The following is an 18,888-nucleotide window of genomic DNA, read 5'->3' on the forward strand; positions in this document are numbered from 1 at the left end:
AGGCCATGATCGCACGTAACCTTGCCGTCCGACTTGCGGTCTGTTCGCTGCTGGCCTCGCCGCTCGCGCTGGCCGCGACTGCGTCCCTGTCTTCCGCGAGCTTTGCCGCGTCCGAAATCAAGGTCGTGGTCAACAAGCAGCCGATCACCACCTACCAGATCCAGCAGCGCGCTGCGTTCCTCAAGCTGCGCCGCGCGCCTGGCGGGGAGGAAGCGGCTACCAACGAGTTGATCGACGAAGCAATCAAGCGGCAGGAAATCGCGCGCCGACGCATCAACATCCCCGATGCGGCCATCGACGAAGCGTTCGGTCGCTTTGCGAAGGACAATAAGCTGACCGAGGCGCAGCTGACGCAGGTCCTGTCGCAAGCCGGCTTTTCGGCCAAGGGTTTCAAAGACTACATCCGCGTCCAGATGGGCTGGGGTCAGGCCGTGATCGCCAACGTGCGACAGACCGAGCGCCTGTCCGAGCAGGATGTCGTCGCCCGTATGCTGAAGGAGGGCGGCTCCAAGCCGAAGGTCACGGAGTATTCCCTCCAGCAGGTGATTTTCGTCGTTCCCAACGACAAGCGCAGCTCCCAGCTGGATCGTCGCATGTCGGAGGCCAACAGCCTGCGCCAGCGCTTCACGAACTGCCAGTCGACCTTCGAGACCGCCCGTGGCCTGCGCGACGTCACGGTGCGCGACCTGGGACGCGTCGCAGAGCCGGAACTTCCGCCGCGGTGGAAGGATGACATCATGAACACGAGCCGTGGCCGGGCGACCAAGCCGCAGGCGACGGAACGCGGCGTCGAGCTGATCGGCGTCTGCGACACCCGCACCGTCTCCGACGACCAGGTCGCCGCCATGGTGTTCCAGGAGAAGGATCTCGCGGCGATGGGCAAGAAGGAGCCCGATAAGGACTATCTTGCCAAGTTGAAGGAGAAGGCGACGATCGTTCGTCGCTGACGTGTCCCGCCGCGCAAGTCCCCTTCCTCTCGCCGTCTCGGTCGGCGAGCCTTCAGGCGTCGGCGTCGACGTCACGCTGGCGGCGTTTGAGCGTCGCCAGGTTCTGGATCTTCCGACCTTCTTCCTGATCGCCGATCCGGAAATGGTCGCGAGCCGCGCCGAAAGGCTCGGGCTCGACGTGCAGGTGCGCACCATCGGTCGCCCGTCCGAGTGCGGCGCGGATGCACGGTTTTTCGACGTCCTGCCGCTGGTGAACCACCATTCCGAAGCGCCCGGGCGCCCCGACCCGGCCAACGCGGCTGGAACGATCGAGGCCATCGACCGGGCGACGCGTCTCGTCCTCGAAGGATCGGCGGGAGCGATCGTCACCAATCCGATCGACAAGAAGGCCCTTTACGACGCGGGCTTTCGCCATCCCGGACATACCGAGTATCTGGCCGATCTCTGCACGAACCTGACAGGGCAGGCCTGCCAGCCGGTCATGCTGCTGACCGGACCGGACCTATCCTGCGTGCCCGTCACGATCCACATTCCGCTGGCGGACGTCCCGGCGGCTTTGACGTCCGAACTCATCCTCTCGACGGCACGCATCGTCGCGCGCGATCTTCGCGCCCGCTTCGGGCTGGAGCGTCCGCGGCTTGCAGTTTCCGGCCTCAACCCGCATGCCGGCGAGCGCGGGGCGATCGGCCATGAGGATGAAAACATCATCCGCCCAGCGGTCGAGATCCTGCGCACCGAGGGGTTCGATGTGGTCGGTCCTCTGCCCGGCGATACGATGTTCCATCCCGAAGCCCGTGCGCGGTACGACGTCGCGCTGTGCATGTATCACGACCAGGCCCTGATCCCCGCAAAGACGCTCGCTTTCGACGAGACGGTCAATGTGACGCTCGGTCTGCCGATCATCCGCACCTCGCCCGATCACGGAACCGCGGCGGATCTCGCCGGCACCGGGACCGCACGGCCGAACAGTTTCATCGCGGCTCTGCGCCTCGCGGGCCGGATGGCTGGCGCGACGGAAGCCGAGCAGGACGCCGCAGCTTGACGACGGCCTTCGATGGCCTGCCGCCGCTCCGGCAGGTGCTGGAAGCGCATGGCCTCGATCCGCGCAAGGCGCTCGGCCAGAACTTCCTTCTCGACCTCAATCTTACCGGACGCATCGCACGACAGGCGGCGCCGCTCGAAGGCGCGACCGTGGTCGAAGTCGGCCCAGGCCCTGGCGGGCTGACCCGTGCCCTGCTGGCTCACGGGGCGGGCAAGGTGATCGCGATCGAGAAGGATCCGCGCTGCACGCCCGCACTGGCGCAGATCGCTGATCACTATCCCGGACGGCTCGAAGTCATCGAGGGCGACGCGCTGGCGATCGATCCGGCATCGCTCTGCGACGGTCCGTTCAAGATCGTCGCCAACCTGCCCTACAACGTCGGCACGCAGCTTCTTCTGAACTGGATCACCGGTCCGAACTGGCCGCCGCGCTGGACCGATCTGACGCTGATGTTCCAGAAGGAGGTCGCCGAACGGATCGTTGCGGGCCCCGATGACGACCATTACGGCCGTTTGGGCGTGCTCTGCGGATGGCGTACGGACGCCGAAATCCTGTTCGACGTATCCCGCGAGGCGTTCACGCCTCCCCCCAAGGTCACCTCCGCGATCGTCAGGATCGTGCCGAAGACCGCGCCGCTCCCCGCCCGCCTCGCCGACATCGAGCGCGTGACCGCCGCCGCATTCGGGCAGCGCCGCAAGATGCTGCGGCAGAGCGTCAAGTCTGTGGGGGGCGAAGCGCTTCTCGAACGCGCCGGGATCGACCCGACACGGCGTGCCGAGACCCTCTCGGTGGCGGAGTTCGTCCGCCTCGCCAACGCGCTGGCGGCTTGACCGCGCTCAGCGGCTGTCGAGCTTTCCGATATCGGCGGACGCCTGTTCGAGGAGAACCGACGTGAAGTCGAAGAGGCCGGGGCGCCGGTCCCGTCGCAGCCGTTCGGCATTCACGATCGAGAGAACCGCCGAGAAGGCTCGATCGAGATCGTCGTTGATCACGACATACTCGTAGTCCCGCCAACGCTCGATCTCGACCTTCGCATTGCGCAGGCGCATGGCGATCGTCTCGCTGGAATCCTCCGCACGGCGCAGGAGACGCGACTTCAACTCCTCCATCGACGGGGGAAGGATGAAGATCGACACGATGTCGGCCTTCGCCTTCTCCTGCAGCTGGAGAGCGCCCTGCCAGTCGATGTCGAACAGCATATCTCGGCCGTCGCGCATGGCCTTCTCGGCCGCTTCGCGCGGGGTGCCGTAGAGGTTTCCGTGGACCTCGGCCCATTCCAGCAGCGCGTCGCCATCACGCAGACGGAAGAACTCGTCCCGCGTGATGAAGTGGTAATGAACGCCGTCGATCTCGCTGGGTCGGCGGGTGCGGGTCGTCACGCTGACCGACAGCGAGAACCGCGTATCCTGCTCCAGGAGGCTTCGCGCGATCGTCGACTTCCCTGCACCCGAGGGTGACGAGATGACGAGCATGAGGCCGCGCCGTGCGATCCGGACGGGGGACTCGATATCGGCCTGCAGTTTCATTCGATGTTCTGAACCTGTTCGCGCAGCTGGTCGACGACGACCTTCAGCTGGAGGCCGATGGCGGTCAACGAAGCCGCATTGGATTTGGAGCACACCGTATTCGATTCGCGGTTAAATTCCTGCGCCAGGAAATCGAGGCGACGACCGACAGGACCCTCTTGGGCCAGAAGGTCGCGGGCTGCATGAATGTGAGCGGTAAGCCGATCCAGCTCTTCGCGTATATCGGCGCGCGTCGCGATCAGGGCGGCTTCCGCATGAAGACGAATTGGATCAAGTCCTCCGGCCGCGCCGGTCAGCTCGGCGACCTGCCGCGCCAACCGGGCGCGAATGGTCTCGACGTCGCGGCTGGGGTCCCGTTCGGCGAGGTCGACCAGACGTTCGATCTCGTCCAGCCGGCCGTTCAGGACGGAAGCAAGTTGCCGGCCCTCGTCCGCTCTCGATGCGACGAGACGCTCGACCGCCTCGACCAGCCCGGCCAGAACATCGCGTTGACGCGCGGCATCGTCCTCCGGGTTGGCGACCCGCTCCGCGACGTCGATGACGCCACGGAGCGCCAACAGTCCGTCTGCAGACGGCAGGGTCGCGTGGCCGTCGCGCACGAGTTCGCCTGAAAGCCGTAAAACGGCATCCAGCATCTCGCGATGAATGACGAAGGGCAGCGCCTCGTCGACGACGCGCCGCAGGTTGAGCGAGACCTGCAAATTTCCTCGGCTCAAGCGGCTCGCGACGATGCGGCGGACGTCCGCCTCGATGTTTTCCATCCCTTGCGGGAGGCGAAGCCGGACCTCCAGCGCCTTACCGTTGACCGATCGCAGTTCCCAGACAAAATCAGCGTCGCGCGTCGCTCCCTCGACACGGGCAAAGCCCGTCATGCTGTTCAACGGCATCTGGTCTCCGCTGTTGTGCGCGCACGCCGTTGGCGGCCTGCCGCAGGCCTACTGCGCAACAGCAGGATTTTCCGGCGAGTCGGCCTCGGCGCGCGCGGCGGCGGCTGCCCGCTCGATGTCACGATAGCGACGGACATTGGCATTGTGCTCGTTGAGCGTGCGGGCGAAGGCATGGCCGCCCGTTCCGTCGGCGACGAAATAGAGGTCGCGGGTGTCGAGCGGATGAGCGACGGCCTCGAGCGACGCCCGGCCCGGATTGGCGATCGGGCCGGGCGGAAGGCCGCGGATCACATAAGTGTTGTAGGGCGTCGCCCCAGCGATGTGCGATTGGCGGATCGGTTCGTCCGACGGCTTCCCGGCGCCACCCCAGACGCCGTAGATGATCGTCGGATCGGACTGGAGCCGCATCCCCTCGCGCAGACGGTTGACGAAGACGGACGCCACGTGCGGACGCTCCGCCGCGATTCCGGTCTCCTTCTCCACGATCGATGCCAGCGTCACGAACTCGCCGATATCCTTCACCGGCAGGTCGTCTTGGCGCCCGGCCCAGATCTGTTCGACGAGTTCCGACTGGGCTTCCTTCATCCGATCGACCATCGCCGATCGCGTCATGCCGCGCGTGAACGTGTAGGTTTCAGGAAGCAGGGTTCCCTCGGCCACCATGGGCGGCAAATCGCCGACGAGAACCGGATCGGCCGCGAGGCGCGCGTAGATCTGGTGGACGGTCCAGCCTTCCGGGATCGTGACGGCATGCTGGATCGAATTGCCGCTGCGAAGCGTCTCCATGACGTCGCGCATGCTGGCACCGGGCGCGAAGGCGTACTCGCCGGCACGGATGCCGGTGTCGCCGCGACCGCTCAAACCCTCCAAGGAGGCGACGCGCACTCCGTATTCGAAGACCTGCGCATCGCTGACGATACCCGCTCGCTCGAGCCCGGCTGCGACGCTCTCCAGTCCGGCGCCGCGGCTGACGAGATAGGTCGCTTCCGTCTGCAGCGGACCGGCGCTGTCGAAGGTTTGCTTGCCCCAGTAGAAGACGAGCCCCCCCGCCACGGCCGCGAGAAGCGCCAGGCTGAAGCCGAAGTTCATCAGGATCACGAAGCCGTTTCGCGCATGCCGGGAGCGTCGTTTCGGCTTGTTGCGACGGCTCGGTGCCTCGCCGCTGGGCTGGAGCTGTTCGTCGGAACCATGGGTCACGGCGGACCTCCCTGTACCAGTTGCAGGTGAGCGCCCGTCCATCGCGCCCGCTTGGCCGGCCTGTCCGCAGTCATGACTGCGTGAGCTGCCGGCGTCCTCACGCAGGTAGCAGCATTCGAATGTGGCGAAAGCCGGAAGGGCTCAGCCTTCGAAGCGGCGCAGAACGACCGATGCGTTGGTGCCGCCAAAGCCGAACGAGTTCGACAAGGCGATATCGATCTGCTTCTCGCGCTTCTTCAGCGGAACGAGATCGATCTTGGTCTCCACGGACGGATCGACCAGATTGAGCGTCGGCGGCGCGACATTGTCGCGGATCGCGAGGGTGGCGAAGATCGCCTCGACTGCGCCGGCAGCACCGAGAAGGTGGCCGATGGCCGACTTCGTCGAGGACATCGAAATCTTCGACGCCGCATCGCCGACGAGCCGCTCGATGGCGCGCAGCTCGATCTCGTCGCCGAGCGGCGTCGAGGTGCCGTGGGCATTGATGTAGTCGATCTGGTCGGCAGTGATGCCGGCGCGCTTCAGCGCCGCCTTCATGCAGCGATAGGCGCCGTCGCCGTCTTCGGCCGGAGCCGTGATGTGGTGCGCGTCGCCGGACAGACCGTAGCCGATGACCTCGGCATAGATCCGCGCGCCGCGAGCCTGGGCATGCTCGAGTTCTTCGAGGACGACGATGCCGGCGCCCTCGCCCATGACGAAGCCGTCGCGCCCCTTGTCGTAGGGTCGGGAGGCCGCCGTCGGATCGTCGTTATAGCTGGTCGAGAGGGCGCGGCAGGCAGCAAAGCCCGCCAGGGACAACCGTCCGACCGGCGATTCCGCACCACCCGCCACCATGACGTCCGCATCGCCCAGCATGACGAGGCGCGCAGCATCGCCGATCGCATGGGCGCCGGTCGAACAGGCGGTCACGACGGAATGATTGGGCCCTTTCAATCCGTTGCGGATCGAGACATGGCCGGATGCGAGATTGATGAGGCTACCCGGAATGAAGAACGGGCTGATCCGTCGAGGACCCTTCTCCGCCAGGATCAACGAATGGCGCTCGATGCCTTCGAGGCCGCCGATGCCCGAACCGATCAGAACGCCGGTGGCGCACTGATCGTCATAGCTCTCGGGATGCCAGTCGGCATCGTCGAGCGCTTCGGCGGCAGCGGCTACGGCGTAGACGATGAAATCGTCGACCTTCCGCTGCTCCTTCGGCTCCATCCAGAGATCGGCATTGAACGTGCCGTCGGAGCCGTCACCGCGCGGGATCTGACATGCGATCTGGCAGGGCAGGTCCGAGACGTCGAAACTCTCGACCCGGCGAGCCGCGCTGCGGCCCTCCAACAGACGCTTCCATGTCACATCGACGCCCGCCCCCAGGGGGCTGACCATTCCGACGCCGGTGATGACGACTCGTCTCATTCCGAACTCTTAAAATGAAGGGCGGGCCAAGCCCGCCCGCCGGTCTCAGGCCTGGTTCTTCTCGATGAACTTCACGGCGTCGCCGACCGTGAGGATCGTCTCGGCCGCATCGTCCGGGATCTCGACGCCGAACTCTTCTTCGAACGCCATGACGAGCTCGACCGTGTCGAGGCTGTCGGCGCCGAGGTCGTCGATGAACGAAGCGTTCTCGGTGACCTTCTCCTGCTCGACGCCCAGGTGCTCGACGACGATCTTCTTCACCCGTTCAGCGGTATCGCTCATGGTCATTCCTCTGTTGAGATGGCTTTCGCCGTTTCGTTAGACGCCGGGGTCCCGTTAATCAAGCGTTACCCCGTCGGTGCTGGTCCAAGCCCCATCTGCGAAGATGTGGGCGGATTCGGTAGCTCGGCGAGACCTGCGGCTTAGCATGGCGAAAGCGCGCTGGCCAAGCCGGGTTCAGATCATCGCCATGCCGCCGTTGACGTGCAGCGTCTGGCCCGTGACATAGGCCGCCTGCTCCGACGCGAGATAGAGGGCGGCGGCGGCGATCTCGGCGGGCTGGCCCATGCGGCGCATGGGGATCGCGCCCATGATGGCTTCCGTCTGCTTCTCGTTGAGCTTGCCCGTCATCGCGCTTTCGATGAAGCCCGGCGCGATGCAGTTCACCGTTACGTTGCGCGAGGCGATTTCCTGGGCGAGCGACTTCGAAAAGCCGATCATGCCGGCCTTCGCCGCGCAGTAGTTGGTCTGACCCGGATTGCCGGTGACGCCGACGATCGAGGTGATGTTGACGATGCGACCGTAGCGGCGGCGCATCATTTGGTGGGTCAGAGCCCGCGTCAGGCGGAAGACGGCCGTGAGGTCGACCTCGAGAACGCGATCCCAGTCGTCGTCCGACATGCGGACGAACAGCCCGTCCTTGGTGATGCCGGCATTGTTGACGAGGATGTCGACGCCGCCGAGTTCCTTGTCCGCAGCCTCTGCAAGGCCGCTCTGCCCCTCGCGGCTGCCGAGATCGGCCGGGAAGACGTGGACGCGCTCGCCGAGGGAGCTCGCGAGTTCGTCCAGCTTCTCGCGACGTGTGCCGTGCAGACCGACCGTCGCGCCCGCCTGATGCAGCGTGCGCGCGATGGATTCGCCGATGCCGCCGCTGGCGCCCGTCACGAGGGCCTTGCGGCCGGAAAGATCGAACATGTGCCGCTTCCTTACGTTGGAGAGTGTCAGGCGAGGCGCGCGATCGCCGGCTCGATATCCGCCGGCTTGCCGACGCTGACGGCCGACAGACGCGAATCGATGCGCTTGGCGAGACCCGACAGGACCTTGCCGCTGCCGACCTCGAGCAGGAGATCGACGCCGCCGTCGGCGAGATAGGTCATGCTTTCGCGCCACCGCACCTGGCCCGTCACCTGCTCGACGAGATGCGCCCGGATCTCCTCCGGGTCCGAGATCGCGGAGGCAAGAACGTTGGCGACCAGCGGCACCCGCGGCGAGACGAGCGTGGCCGTGCTGAGGGCCTCCCGCATCTTTTCCGCGGCTGGCTGCATGAGCATGGAATGGAACGGCGCCGATACCGATAGGGCGATCGCGCGCTTGGCACCGGCGGCCTGCGCAGCCTCCATCGCGCGTTCGACAGAAGCCTTCGTGCCGGAGATCACGATCTGCCCGCCGCCGTTGTCGTTGGCGATCTGGCAGACGCCGCCTTGGCCGGCCTCGGCGCAGACGGACTGAAGCGTCTCGTGATCGAGCCCCAGAATGGCGGCCATCGCGCCTTCGCCGGGTGCCACGGCCGCCTGCATCGCGTCACCGCGGATCCGCAGAAGCCGTGCGGCATCGGCGACCGACAGCGAACCGGCTGCGGCGAGCGCGGAATATTCGCCGAGCGAGTGGCCGGCGACAAAGTCGGCGGATGCGCCAAGATCGAACCCGCGAGCCTCCAGCGCCCGCATCGCGGCAAGCGATACGGCCATCAGCGCCGGCTGGGCGTTGGCGGTGAGGGTCAACTGGTCTTCCGGACCGTTCCAGATCACGTCGCTCAGCTTCTCGCCAAGGGCCTCGTCGACCTCCTCGAAGACTCGACGGCTTTCGGGAAAGGCGTCCGCGAGTTCACGGCCCATTCCGACGGCCTGGCTTCCCTGTCCTGGAAAAACAACCGCGAGCGTCATCGCCTTCTCCCATATCGTTCAAAGGTCGCGTAGTGCGGAGCCGGGCGCGGCCTGTCAAGGCGACGCGACCCGTCCTCCGGCGCATTCACGCTTGGTCGTCCATGAAACGGTCGGAGTGTCGTTAAGACCTCGGAAACTCCGACACCCTTACGCTGCGGCAGTCGTTGGCACAAAACCGGTCGCCGAGACTTTTAGAGACCGGATCGAGGGTGCAGCCCCTCGGCACGACAGACATGAAGCAGGGAGCGAATCGAGTGACGGAACGCACGGATCACACCGGGCGGGATGGTCGCGGTCTTGTATCGGCCCCGACCACCCACCGCGATTTCGAAATCCTGTCCACCGTCCCGGTCGGCGTGCTCGTCCTGCGCCGCGACGCGTCCTTCCTCTTCGCGAACGAGGCCGCAGCCAACCTGTTCGGCGGAACCGCGGCACTATCCTGCCTTGCCGAGACGTTCTGCCCGACGGACGGCACGGAACTCGAGGACAACCTGCGCCACGGGCATCGCTTCGAAGCCATCGTCGCCGGGTCGGACAGTCATCGACAGGTGATGGTGAGCGTGGCGGAGCTGATGAGAGCCGACGAATCCGACTTCGTCGTCAGCCTCACCGACGTCACCGAACTGAAACGGGCGACCGAGCACGCCGAGTTTCTGGCGCACCACGACCCGCTGACGCGCCTCGGCAACCGCACCCTCCTGCTGTCCGTATGGGACGCGGTCGAGGAGCGTCTCACCGCCGGCGAAGGCCATATCCATGCGCTTGCGCTGGATCTCGACCGCTTCAAGGAGGTCAACGACCAGCACGGCCACGCGATGGGCGATCTCGTGCTCCGGCAGGCCGCCGAACGCATCCGCACGGCGGTCGGTGATGCCGGTCAGGTCTTCCGCTTCGGCGGCGACGAATTCTTCGTGATGCTGGACGGTCTTTCCCGCGAGACGGCTGTCGAGGTGGGGCGCCAGATCGTCGAGGCCGTCGGCGAGCCGATGTCCGTCCTCGGTCACCGGATCACGATCGGTTGCTCGGTCGGCATCGCCTCGGCACCGCTCGACGGCACACGGCGGGACGCTCTGCACCGCGCGTCCGACATCGCCCTCTACGACGTCAAGCATCAGGGACGCGGCGATGTCGCCTGCTTCGACCCCCTCCGCGAGCAGTCGATGCTCGATCAGCGGTTGCTGCAGGCGGATCTGATCGTGGCGATGGCAAACGACGCCATCGACCTTGCGTTCGAGGCGCAGCATGACAGCGTATCGGGTGAAATCGAGAGCGTCGAAACCGACCTGACCTGGACGAATACCCGGACGGGCCAGACGCTCGCTGCCGACGACCTGAGAGCGTTGGCCGCGGACGCCGGCCTTTCGTATCTCCTGGATCTCTGGTCAATTCGACGTGCGGTCTCGAGCTTCGTCGAGCGCCACCCGACCGAAGGCACCTGTCGCAATGTGGCTGTAACGGTCGATGCCACGACCTTGCTGAACCCCGATCTCGTCGACGCGACGCTTCGCGTCCTGGCGGACTGCGAGCTGTCGCCTGATCGGCTTGAACTGCAGATCGTGGAAAGCGCCGTCCTGGCGTCCTGCGACGAACTGACGCCTGCCATCCGGCGCCTGACGCAAACCGGCGTGCGGCTCGTCATCATCGGTTTCGGTGCCGGTCGCCCGGACCTCGGCTATCTCCGCTCGCTGGGCGTCGCACGTTTGAAGCTCGACCGAAATCTCGCGGCACGCATTCTCGGGGACGCCGATGCCGAGGCGATGATGGGAGCGGTCTGGACCCTCTGTCAGCGCCTGGGGATCGAGATGTCGGCCGACGGCATCGCGACCGACCGGCAGTGGCGCGCCCTTCAGCGCTTCGGTCGGATGCGAGCGCAGGGGCCATATTTCGCCGGCAAGGCGGAGCCGACCATCGCGACGGTGAGCCGCGGCAGCGACGCAGGCTTCGGCTGATCCACGGGTTCTGGCTTGCCATCCGGGCCGTCCTCGTCTATGGCGTGCACCGTCATTGCCCGTGCGTCAGCCGGGGGCTGAACGGAAGGCGGTTCGTTTCGACGCCGCCGGATTGGGGTGCGCCCCTGTCCGACTTCCCGTGTTCCCGCTCTCGACCGTCTCTATCGACGCGCCTTTCCGCCCCCGGCCATCTTGGCCAACAGGAGAGTCGCAGAGGCTTAGCCGCTGTCGCCGGGCAAATGCGCAACCGATGGAAAGGCAAACGCCATGGCTCTTTACGAGCACGTTTTCCTTGCCCGACAGGACATCAGCGGCCAGCAGGTCGAGGCGCTCGTGGATCAGTACCGCGGCGTGATCGAGGCCAATGGCGGCAAGGTCGGCAAGGTCGAGAATTGGGGTCTCAAGACCCTCACCTACCGGATCAAGAAGAACCGGAAGGCGTACTACACGCTGATGAACATCGATGCGCCGTCCGCGGCCGTCGACGAGATGGAGCGCCAGATGCGCTTCAACGAGGACATCCTGCGTTATATGACGATCCGCGTCGAAGAGCACGACGAGGGTCAGTCCGCGATGATGCAGAAGCGCGACGACCGTCCGCGCCGTGGCGACCGTGACGGTGGCGACCGCCCGCGCCGCGAGGACCGCCCGCGTCGCGAGGACGATGACCGTCCGCGCCGTCCGCGCAACGAGGAGGCCGCGTAATGGTCGACATCGCCCAGCTCCCCACGCGTCGTCCGTTCCATCGTCGCCGCAAGTCCGACCCGTTCGCGTCGGGTGACTCGCCGAAGATCGACTACAAGGACGTCCGTCTCCTGCAGCGCTACATCTCCGAGCGCGGCAAGATCGTTCCGTCGCGCATCACGGCGGTGTCGCAGAAGAACCAGCGCGCCCTCGCCCAGGCGATCAAGCGCGCCCGCTTCCTGGGCCTCCTGCCCTACGTCCTGAAGTAAGGACGGCGAGGGGCCTCCTTGGGGCGCTCTCCTGAAAGATCGGCGGCGGGCCACGGCCCGTCGCCTTCCCTTTTCCACCGCGTTCGGCACCGGTGGATCACGAAGGTTTCGAGAAGAGCCGAGTTGGGGCGATCGGTCCCCTAACTGCCGCAGGCAGGACAGCGAAACGAGCCCATGCAGTTCTCAGCCCTCCCTATCGGACTGGTCGCCGGCGTCGCAGCGGCTCTTCTGTTCGCCGGCGTGGTGACCCAGTCGCCCGGCGCCGTGGTGCTGGCTCTCGCGGCTCCCGTTCCCATCTTCATCGCAAGCCTCGGTTGGGGCAGCCGGGCCGGCTTCATCGCGGCTGCGACCGCCGCCATCGCGATCGCGGCGTTCACGGGCGCCGTTCTGTCGGGCGTGACGATGCTGCTCGGATCGGCGCTTCCCGCGGCGGCCGTGGGGCACATGGCCGGACTTGCGCGCCCTCGCGACGACGGCGCGGGCCTCGACTGGTATCCGGTCTCCCGCCTTCTCTTCGCGATCCTTTGCATCGCCGCAGCGACCTGCGTCGTGCTCGGTCTCCTGATGAGTTATGATGCTGCCGGTCTCGAGGCCGCTGTCACACAGGCTCTCCTCGCGCAGCCGGACGGTACGATCGCGGGCGAGCAGGAGATCCGCAGCTTCGTCCAGCTCGTGGTGTCAGCGATCCCCTTCGTGCAGCCGATCATCTCGGTCCTCACCTGGATCGGCTGCCTCTACGTCGCGGCCGCGATCACGCGCATCAGCGGCCGCCTTCCCCGCCCGAAGGACGATCTCCCCGTGGCGACGACGCTGCCGCGTGTCGCGCTCCCGATCTTCGCTCTGGGTCTCGCTGCGTCCTTTGCACCGGGCATCGTCGGTATGCTCGGCGCCGTGCTGACCGGCGCGTTCGGCATGGGCTTCACCCTTGTCGGTCTCGCTGCGATGCACCGTCGCACGCGCGGCCGTCCTGCCCGTGGACTGGTTCTCTTCTCCGCCTACGGTGCGATCATCCTCCTCTTCATCCCGCTTTTCGCCTTCCTGGTTCTTGGGGTCTTCGACACGGCCCGAAACCGGATGGCGGACGCATCCAACACCTGACCTTCAAGCAAAGGAACAAAACCATGGAAGTCATTCTTCTCGAGCGCATCGCCCGCCTCGGCGGTCTCGGCGACACCGTCCGCGTGCGCGACGGCTTCGCCCGCAACTACCTCCTCCCGACCGGCCGCGCGCTCCGCGCCAACGAGGCGAACCGCGCCAAGTTCGAGTCGCAGAAGGCCTCGCTCATCGCCCGCAACGACGAGCGTCGTTCGGAAGCCCAGGGCGTGGCGGACCAGCTCGAGGGCCTGCGCCTCGTGATCGTGCGCTCGGCTGGCGAGACCGGTCAGCTCTACGGTTCGGTCTCGGCGCGCGACATCGCCGACATCCTGAAGGAGCAGGGCTACAACGTGAACCGCAACTCGGTGGAGCTGAACGTTCCGATCAAGGCGATCGGCCTCCACACCGTAAAGCTCAACCTCCACGCCGAGGTGCAGGTCACGATCGAGGTGAACGTCGCCCGCTCGCAGGAAGAGGCTGAGCGTCAGGCCAAGGGCGAGAAGCTCAACTCGGCCGACGCGATCTACGGCGAGAACGAGGATGCTGTGGTCCCCGGCGGTGGCGAGTTCTTCGAGGAAGGCGCCGAGGACGAGGACGACCGCGGCTGACAAGCCTGAGGCGGCGGGCGAACTGCCCGCCGCAGCTCTGTGCACAGGAAGGGGTTTCCGGCTTCGACCGGAAGCCCCTTTTTCGTTCATAGGCTGGGTTCGGCCCATGGGTTCGTCCACAGCTTGTCCACCGCCTTTCCCTAGGCCGTCCACCGCCTGTGGTGTTTTTCTGATCCCCGCTCTCGAACTGTTGGCCCGGAAGACCCAACTCGGTTAAGAGGAATGTTTACCCAATCCGACGAGGTCGAGCGATGGCGGAAGCCGCACGCAAATTCGAGGAGGAGGCCCCGCTCTATCGTGAGGCGCCGGCCAACATCGAAGCCGAACAGGCGCTTCTCGGCGCCATCCTGGTCAACAACGACGCCTATTACATCGTCCACGACTACCTGAAGCCCGAGCATTTCTACGAGCCGATCCACCGGGAGATCTTCTCCAAGGGCTCGGCGATGATCCGCATGGGCAAGATCGCGACGCCCGTGACGCTGAAGACGTTCCTTCCGGCGAACGACCGCATCGGCGACATGACGGTCGCCCAGTACCTCGCGCGGCTCGCCGCCGAGGCGACGACGATCATCAACACCAACGACTACGGCCGCGCAGTCTACGACATGGCGCTTCGCCGATCGCTGATCCGCATCGGCGAGGACATGGTCAACGCCGCCTTCGACGCGCCGGTGGACGCCGAGCCGAAGGAACAGATCGAGGACGCCGAGAAGGCCCTCTTCTCGCTGGCGGAAACCGGTCGCTACGACGGCGGCTTCCAGTCGTTTGAGGACGCGATGGCGCTGGCCATCGAGATGGCAGGCGCCGCCAAGGATCGTGACGGCGGCCTGTCGGGCATCTCGACCGGCATCCGAGAGCTCGACCGCCGTCTCGGCGGCCTGCAGCACTCGGACCTCATCATCCTCGCGGGCCGTCCCGCGATGGGCAAGACGTCGCTCGTGACCAACATCGCCTTCAACATCGCGGCGGCCTACGAGCCAGCCGAACAGGCCGACGGCTCGTTCAAGGCGGCGAACGGCGGCGTCGTCGGGTTCTTCTCGCTGGAAATGTCGGCCGAACAGCTGGCGACGCGTATCATCTCCGAGCAGTCGGAGGTCTCGTCGTCGAAGATCCGGCGCGGCTCGATCACCGACGCCGAATATTCCAAGCTCGTCGCCTGCACCGAAATGATGCAGAAGGCGCCGCTTTATATCGACCAGACGGGTGGTATCTCGATCGCCCAGCTCGCCGCGCGCGCCCGGCGGCTCAAGCGTCAGCGCGGGCTCGACGTGATGGTGATCGACTACGTGCAGCTGATGCAGGGCTCGGCCAAGACCGCCGGCAACCGCGTGCAGGAGATCACCGAGATCACGACCGGCCTGAAGGCTCTGGCGAAGGAACTCCACGTCCCGATCATCGCCCTGTCGCAGCTGTCGCGTCAGGTCGAAAACCGCGACGACAAGCGCCCCCAGCTGTCCGACCTTCGCGAGTCCGGCTCGATCGAGCAGGACGCCGACGTGGTGATGTTCGTCTATCGCGAGGAATACTACCTGCAGGCCAAGGAGCCGAAGCTCGGCACCGACGAGCACATGAAGTGGCAGCAGGAAATGAACGAGGCGCGCGGCAAGGCCGAGGTGATCATCGCCAAGCAGCGCCACGGACCGACGGGTGCGGCGCAGCTGGCCTTCCAGGCCGAGTTCACGCGCTTCACCGATCTCGCCGAGGAAAGCCACCTGCCCGAGCGCTACGAGTAGGCTGGCCGCCCGCGACGCTTGTCGCAGGCGATGTGTTCGGTCAGCGAAGAAGGTTCGTCGTGGCGAGTTCGACGACCTCGTCGCCTCGCCCGGACATGATCGCGCGGAGCATGTAGAGGCTGAACCCTTTCGCCTGCTCCGCCTGTATCTTTGGCGGCAGCGAGAGTTCCTGCGGTGCCGTCACGACGTCAACGAGGGCGGGTCCGTCGTGCGCGAAGGCTTCGCGCAGCGCCGGCTCCAACGCCTCCGAGTCCGACACGCGGATGCTGCGCAGGCCGATCGTCTGCGCCATGGCCGCAAAATCCGGGTTCTGCAGATCGACATAGGTCGGCAGGTAGCCCGCCGCTTTCTGCTCCATCTCGACGAAACCGAGGGAGCCGTTGTTGAAGGCGACGATCTTCACCGGCAGCTTCATCTGGACCGCCGTCAGCAGTTCGCCCATGAGCATCGCCAGCCCGCCATCGCCCGACAGGGATACGACCTGCCGATCTGGGAAGGCCGCCTGCGCGCCGAGCGCCTGTGGCAGAGCGTTGGCCATCGAACCATGATTGAAAGAGCCGATCAGGCGGCGGCGGCCGTTCATCTTTAGATAGCGCGCGGCCCAGACCGACGGCGTTCCCACATCGGCTGTCACGATGGCATCATCGCTGGCGAGCTCGCTGACGAGCCGAGCGACATATTGTGGATGCAGCGGCTTGCCCGCCCCGCGCGGCGTGGCGAGGTCGTCCAGTCCCTCGCGCGCCTTTCGATAGTGGGCGAGCGCGGCCTCGAGGAACGTTCGGTCGCGGCCGGCGGCGATCCTGCCGGCCAGCGCGGAAGCAAATTCCCCAGCATCGGCCTCGACCGCCAGATCGAGGGGAACGCGTCGGCCTAGCGCCGACGGGTCCGTATCGACCTGAATGACCTTGGCGCCCTTCGGGTAGAAGTTGCGATAGGGAAAGTCGGTGCCGAGCATCAGGAGCACGTCGCACTCCATCAGCGCATGGTAGCCCGACGAGAACCCGATGAGGCCGGTCATGCCGACGTCGAACGGGTTGTTCCATTCCATGTGCTCCTTGCCGCGATAGGCGTGGACGATCGGCGCGGCCAGCCGGTCGGCGAGAGCGACGACCGCATCATGCGCCCCGGCCGTACCGGCGCCTGCGAGAATCGTCACCCGCTCCGACAGGTTGATGATGCCGGCGGCCTGCGCCACCGCCGCATCGTCCGGCAGGCGGCGCGCGGGGATCGGTGCGGCGAACGCGGGCACGTCGCCTTCGATGTCCAGCATCGATACGTCTCCGGGCAGCACGATCACCGCCACGCCCTTGCGGGCGATCGCCGTGCGCATCGCGCGGTGCAGCACTTCCGGCATCTGGCGAGGGTTGCTGACCAGTTCGCAGAAATGGCTGCACTCACGAAAGAGTTCGGTGGGATGGGTCTCCTGAAAGTAGCCGAGGCCGATCTCGCTCGACGGAATCTGTGCGGCGATGGCAAGCACCGGTACGTGATTGCGCTGGCAGTCGTAGAGGCCGTTGATGAGGTGGAGATTGCCGGGTCCGCAGCTGCCAGCGCAGACCGCAAGGCTGCCCGTCGCGGCCGCCTCCGCACCCGCAGCGAAGGCGGCGGCCTCCTCGTGGCGCACGTGGAGGAAGTCGATGCGGCCGTCCTTCGCCTGTGCGGCGGTCAATGCGTTCAGGCTGTCACCGGTGACCCCCCATATCCGTTTGACGCCGGCCTCGGCGAGGGTCTGAATCATCAGTTGGGAGATCGTGGTCATCGCATACTCCGGCGCCGGCTGCGGCTCTTCCGTGGACCGTGTCAGAACGGCCCCCTTCCGAGACCGTTCCTTGCGCGGCAAGCGATGCAGCCATGCACCTCGAACGACGCGGCCCCTTGCACGCACAGTGACGTCGGAATCCTTGTTTCCTGTTTGTTCTCATGCCATCTACAGGGTGTCGATCACATCGCGGTACCCATGGCCAAGACCAAGACCACCTTCATTTGCCAGAACTGCGGTTCGGTGTTCACCCGCTGGCAAGGCAAGTGCGAAGCCTGCGGCGAGTGGAACACGATCGTCGAGGAGAGCGACACCAACGGGATCGGCGGCGGGCCGTTGCGCTCCAAGCGCAAGGGGCGTCCCGCGGCTCTCATGCCGCTGTCGGGCGAGACCGAGGAGGCACCGCGCATCGTCTCGGGCATCGCGGAGCTCGACCGGGTAACCGGCGGCGGCTTCGTGCGCGGGTCGGCGCTTCTCGTCGGCGGCGATCCTGGCATCGGCAAGTCGACGCTCTTGATGCAGGCGGCCGCGGCGCTCGCGCGCGGCGGGCATAAGGTGATCTACGTTTCGGGTGAGGAGGCGGTGGCGCAGGTGCGCCTGCGCGCCCAACGCCTGAAGGCAGCCGATACCAGCGTCCAGCTGATGGCTGAGACCAACATCGAGGACATTCTCGCGACGCTCGGGCAGGACAAGCGACCCGATCTCGTCATCATCGACTCGATCCAGACGGTCTGGACCGACATGGCCGAGTCGGCGCCAGGTACGGTGACCCAGGTGCGAGCCGGCAGCCAGGCGCTGATCCGCTATGCGAAGTCGAGCGGCGCGGCGGTGATCCTCGTCGGCCACGTGACGAAGGAGGGCCAGATCGCGGGGCCTCGCGTCGTCGAGCACATGGTGGATGCCGTCCTCTACTTCGAGGGCGAAGGTGGACACCACTACCGCATCCTGCGCACGGTGAAGAACCGCTTCGGGCCGACCGACGAGATCGGCGTCTTCGAGATGAGCGACATCGGCCTGCGCGAGGTCCAGAACCCGTCCGAACTCTTTCTTGGCGAACGCAACGAGCAGGCGCCAGGCGCCGCCGTCTTCGCCGGTATGGAAGGCACGCGGCCGGTGCTGGTCGAGATCCAAGCACTCGTCGCGCCTTCGACGCTCGGCACGCCGCGCCGCTCGGTCCTCGGATGGGACCAACCCCGGCTTGCGATGGTGCTGGCGGTTCTGGAGGCGCATTGCGGCGTGCGGCTCGGGCAGCATGACGTCTACCTCAACGTCGCCGGCGGGTATCGCATCCAGGAGCCGGCGGCCGATCTCGCGGTCGCAGCGGCGCTGGTCTCGTCGCTGTCGGGTCAACCGCTTCCGACGGACTGCGTCTATTTCGGCGAGATCAGTCTGTCCGGTTCCGTGCGGCCCGTCGCCCATGCGGGCCAGCGGTTGAAGGAGGCCGAAAAGCTTGGGTTTCGCCAATCGGTCCTTCCCTCGGCGAGCGCCGATCTCCCCAGGAACCGGGAGGTCGCGGCGCATGAAATCGAGAGCCTGCCGCACCTCGTCGCGCGGGTGGCGGGGCGACAGCTTCAATCGGAGACTTGATTTTCCACTGTCTTCGCAGTGTAAGACACGGGT

The 18,888-nt window shown here is 66.1% G+C and carries 18 protein-coding genes; 10 read left to right on the forward strand and 8 right to left on the reverse strand.

The genetic code is table 11. From position 1 onward, the window contains the following. Window positions 1–5 precede the first annotated feature (5 nt). Genes BM175_RS04510 through rsmA form a run of 3 tightly spaced genes read left to right on the forward strand, consistent with a single transcriptional unit; the run spans window position 6 to window position 2,819 of the window. A complete protein-coding gene (locus BM175_RS04510) occupies window positions 6–947 on the forward strand; it encodes a SurA N-terminal domain-containing protein (RefSeq protein ID WP_090959850.1) in 942 nt (313 codons plus the stop codon). A 1-nt stretch (window position 948) separates the two neighbouring features. Beyond that, complete coding sequence (pdxA, locus tag BM175_RS04515) at window positions 949–1,989, forward strand: 4-hydroxythreonine-4-phosphate dehydrogenase PdxA (protein WP_090959853.1); 1,041 nt, start codon at window positions 949–951, stop codon at window positions 1,987–1,989. Continuing rightward, a complete protein-coding gene (gene rsmA, locus BM175_RS04520; protein ID WP_090959855.1) occupies window positions 1,986–2,819 on the forward strand; it encodes a 16S rRNA (adenine(1518)-N(6)/adenine(1519)-N(6))-dimethyltransferase RsmA in 834 nt (277 codons plus the stop codon). Before pdxA ends, rsmA begins: the two co-directional genes overlap by 4 nt. Before the next feature lie 6 nt (window positions 2,820–2,825). On the opposite strand, the gene gmk is transcribed toward rsmA, so the two are convergent. From gmk to fabD, 7 genes are all read right to left on the reverse strand, one after another. After that, window positions 2,826–3,515, reverse strand: a complete 690-nt coding sequence (gmk, locus tag BM175_RS04525; RefSeq protein WP_090959858.1) for a guanylate kinase — start codon at window positions 3,513–3,515, stop codon at window positions 2,826–2,828. Next, window positions 3,512–4,402, reverse strand: a complete 891-nt coding sequence (locus BM175_RS04530; RefSeq protein WP_090959861.1) for a YicC/YloC family endoribonuclease — start codon at window positions 4,400–4,402, stop codon at window positions 3,512–3,514. The genes gmk and BM175_RS04530 overlap by 4 nt, the downstream gene beginning before the upstream one ends. Before the next feature lie 48 nt (window positions 4,403–4,450). Then, window positions 4,451–5,641 (reverse strand): endolytic transglycosylase MltG, encoded by a 1,191-nt coding sequence (mltG, locus tag BM175_RS04535; protein ID WP_090959864.1) that lies wholly within the window; start codon window positions 5,639–5,641, stop codon window positions 4,451–4,453. A 99-nt stretch (window positions 5,642–5,740) separates the two neighbouring features. After that, entirely contained in the window at window positions 5,741–7,006 is a 1,266-nt protein-coding gene (gene fabF / locus BM175_RS04540; protein ID WP_090959867.1) for a beta-ketoacyl-ACP synthase II, read from the reverse strand. A gap of 45 nt (window positions 7,007–7,051) precedes the next feature. Beyond that, window positions 7,052–7,288, reverse strand: coding sequence for an acyl carrier protein (locus BM175_RS04545; protein ID WP_026358398.1), 237 nt, complete (start codon window positions 7,286–7,288; stop codon window positions 7,052–7,054). A 174-nt stretch (window positions 7,289–7,462) separates the two neighbouring features. Beyond that, window positions 7,463–8,200, reverse strand: coding sequence for a 3-oxoacyl-[acyl-carrier-protein] reductase (gene fabG, locus BM175_RS04550; RefSeq protein ID WP_090959869.1), 738 nt, complete (start codon window positions 8,198–8,200; stop codon window positions 7,463–7,465). Between the two features lie 26 nt (window positions 8,201–8,226). Continuing rightward, entirely contained in the window at window positions 8,227–9,168 is a 942-nt protein-coding gene (fabD, locus tag BM175_RS04555) for an ACP S-malonyltransferase (RefSeq protein ID WP_090959872.1), read from the reverse strand. A gap of 254 nt (window positions 9,169–9,422) precedes the next feature. Here fabD and BM175_RS04560 point away from each other — a divergent pair, with 254 nt between their 5' ends. From BM175_RS04560 to BM175_RS04585, 6 genes are all read left to right on the forward strand, one after another. Then, complete coding sequence (locus BM175_RS04560; RefSeq protein ID WP_175526753.1) at window positions 9,423–11,117, forward strand: EAL domain-containing protein; 1,695 nt, start codon at window positions 9,423–9,425, stop codon at window positions 11,115–11,117. Between the two features lie 267 nt (window positions 11,118–11,384). Continuing rightward, a complete protein-coding gene (gene rpsF, locus BM175_RS04565) occupies window positions 11,385–11,822 on the forward strand; it encodes a 30S ribosomal protein S6 (protein WP_055884195.1) in 438 nt (145 codons plus the stop codon). Then, window positions 11,822–12,070 carry a 30S ribosomal protein S18 gene (gene rpsR / locus BM175_RS04570; protein ID WP_055884193.1) on the forward strand — a complete coding sequence of 83 codons (249 nt, stop codon included), beginning with the start codon at window positions 11,822–11,824 and terminating at the stop codon, window positions 12,068–12,070. Before rpsF ends, rpsR begins: the two co-directional genes overlap by 1 nt. Window positions 12,071–12,244: 174 nt before the next feature. Next, a complete protein-coding gene (locus BM175_RS04575) occupies window positions 12,245–13,168 on the forward strand; it encodes a hypothetical protein (protein WP_090959877.1) in 924 nt (307 codons plus the stop codon). A 23-nt stretch (window positions 13,169–13,191) separates the two neighbouring features. Next, the gene (rplI, locus tag BM175_RS04580; RefSeq protein ID WP_090959880.1) at window positions 13,192–13,773 is read left to right on the forward strand and encodes a 50S ribosomal protein L9; all 582 of its coding nucleotides are present in this window, start codon (window positions 13,192–13,194) and stop codon (window positions 13,771–13,773) included. A gap of 251 nt (window positions 13,774–14,024) precedes the next feature. Beyond that, window positions 14,025–15,509, forward strand: a complete 1,485-nt coding sequence (locus tag BM175_RS04585; RefSeq protein ID WP_090959883.1) for a replicative DNA helicase — start codon at window positions 14,025–14,027, stop codon at window positions 15,507–15,509. A gap of 40 nt (window positions 15,510–15,549) precedes the next feature. Here the strand turns inward: BM175_RS04585 and poxB are convergent, their stop codons facing one another. Further along, complete coding sequence (gene poxB, locus BM175_RS04590) at window positions 15,550–17,268, reverse strand: ubiquinone-dependent pyruvate dehydrogenase (RefSeq protein WP_090959886.1); 1,719 nt, start codon at window positions 17,266–17,268, stop codon at window positions 15,550–15,552. Between the two features lie 198 nt (window positions 17,269–17,466). On the opposite strand from poxB, the gene radA reads away from it, so the two are divergent. Continuing rightward, window positions 17,467–18,855 carry a DNA repair protein RadA gene (radA, locus tag BM175_RS04595; RefSeq protein WP_090959889.1) on the forward strand — a complete coding sequence of 463 codons (1,389 nt, stop codon included), beginning with the start codon at window positions 17,467–17,469 and terminating at the stop codon, window positions 18,853–18,855. The last annotated feature ends 33 nt before the right edge of the window (window positions 18,856–18,888 follow it).

Source organism: Aureimonas phyllosphaerae, assembly GCF_900113065.1.
GTDB lineage: Bacteria > Pseudomonadota > Alphaproteobacteria > Rhizobiales > Rhizobiaceae > Aureimonas > Aureimonas phyllosphaerae.

Coding starts and splice junctions, on each gene's coding strand:
- BM175_RS04510 (WP_090959850.1), top strand. CDS start 6: ATGATCGCACGTAACCTTGCCGTCCGACTTGCGGTCTGTTCGCTGCTG.
- gmk (WP_090959858.1), bottom strand. CDS start 3,515: ATGAAACTGCAGGCCGATATCGAGTCCCCCGTCCGGATCGCACGGCGC.
- BM175_RS04530 (WP_090959861.1), bottom strand. CDS start 4,402: ATGCCGTTGAACAGCATGACGGGCTTTGCCCGTGTCGAGGGAGCGACG.
- mltG (WP_090959864.1), bottom strand. CDS start 5,641: ATGGACGGGCGCTCACCTGCAACTGGTACAGGGAGGTCCGCCGTGACC.
- fabF (WP_090959867.1), bottom strand. CDS start 7,006: ATGAGACGAGTCGTCATCACCGGCGTCGGAATGGTCAGCCCCCTGGGG.
- BM175_RS04545 (WP_026358398.1), bottom strand. CDS start 7,288: ATGAGCGATACCGCTGAACGGGTGAAGAAGATCGTCGTCGAGCACCTG.
- fabG (WP_090959869.1), bottom strand. CDS start 8,200: ATGTTCGATCTTTCCGGCCGCAAGGCCCTCGTGACGGGCGCCAGCGGC.
- fabD (WP_090959872.1), bottom strand. CDS start 9,168: ATGACGCTCGCGGTTGTTTTTCCAGGACAGGGAAGCCAGGCCGTCGGA.
- rpsF (WP_055884195.1), top strand. CDS start 11,385: ATGGCTCTTTACGAGCACGTTTTCCTTGCCCGACAGGACATCAGCGGC.
- rpsR (WP_055884193.1), top strand. CDS start 11,822: ATGGTCGACATCGCCCAGCTCCCCACGCGTCGTCCGTTCCATCGTCGC.
- BM175_RS04575 (WP_090959877.1), top strand. CDS start 12,245: ATGCAGTTCTCAGCCCTCCCTATCGGACTGGTCGCCGGCGTCGCAGCG.
- rplI (WP_090959880.1), top strand. CDS start 13,192: ATGGAAGTCATTCTTCTCGAGCGCATCGCCCGCCTCGGCGGTCTCGGC.
- BM175_RS04585 (WP_090959883.1), top strand. CDS start 14,025: ATGGCGGAAGCCGCACGCAAATTCGAGGAGGAGGCCCCGCTCTATCGT.
- poxB (WP_090959886.1), bottom strand. CDS start 17,268: ATGACCACGATCTCCCAACTGATGATTCAGACCCTCGCCGAGGCCGGC.
- radA (WP_090959889.1), top strand. CDS start 17,467: ATGGCCAAGACCAAGACCACCTTCATTTGCCAGAACTGCGGTTCGGTG.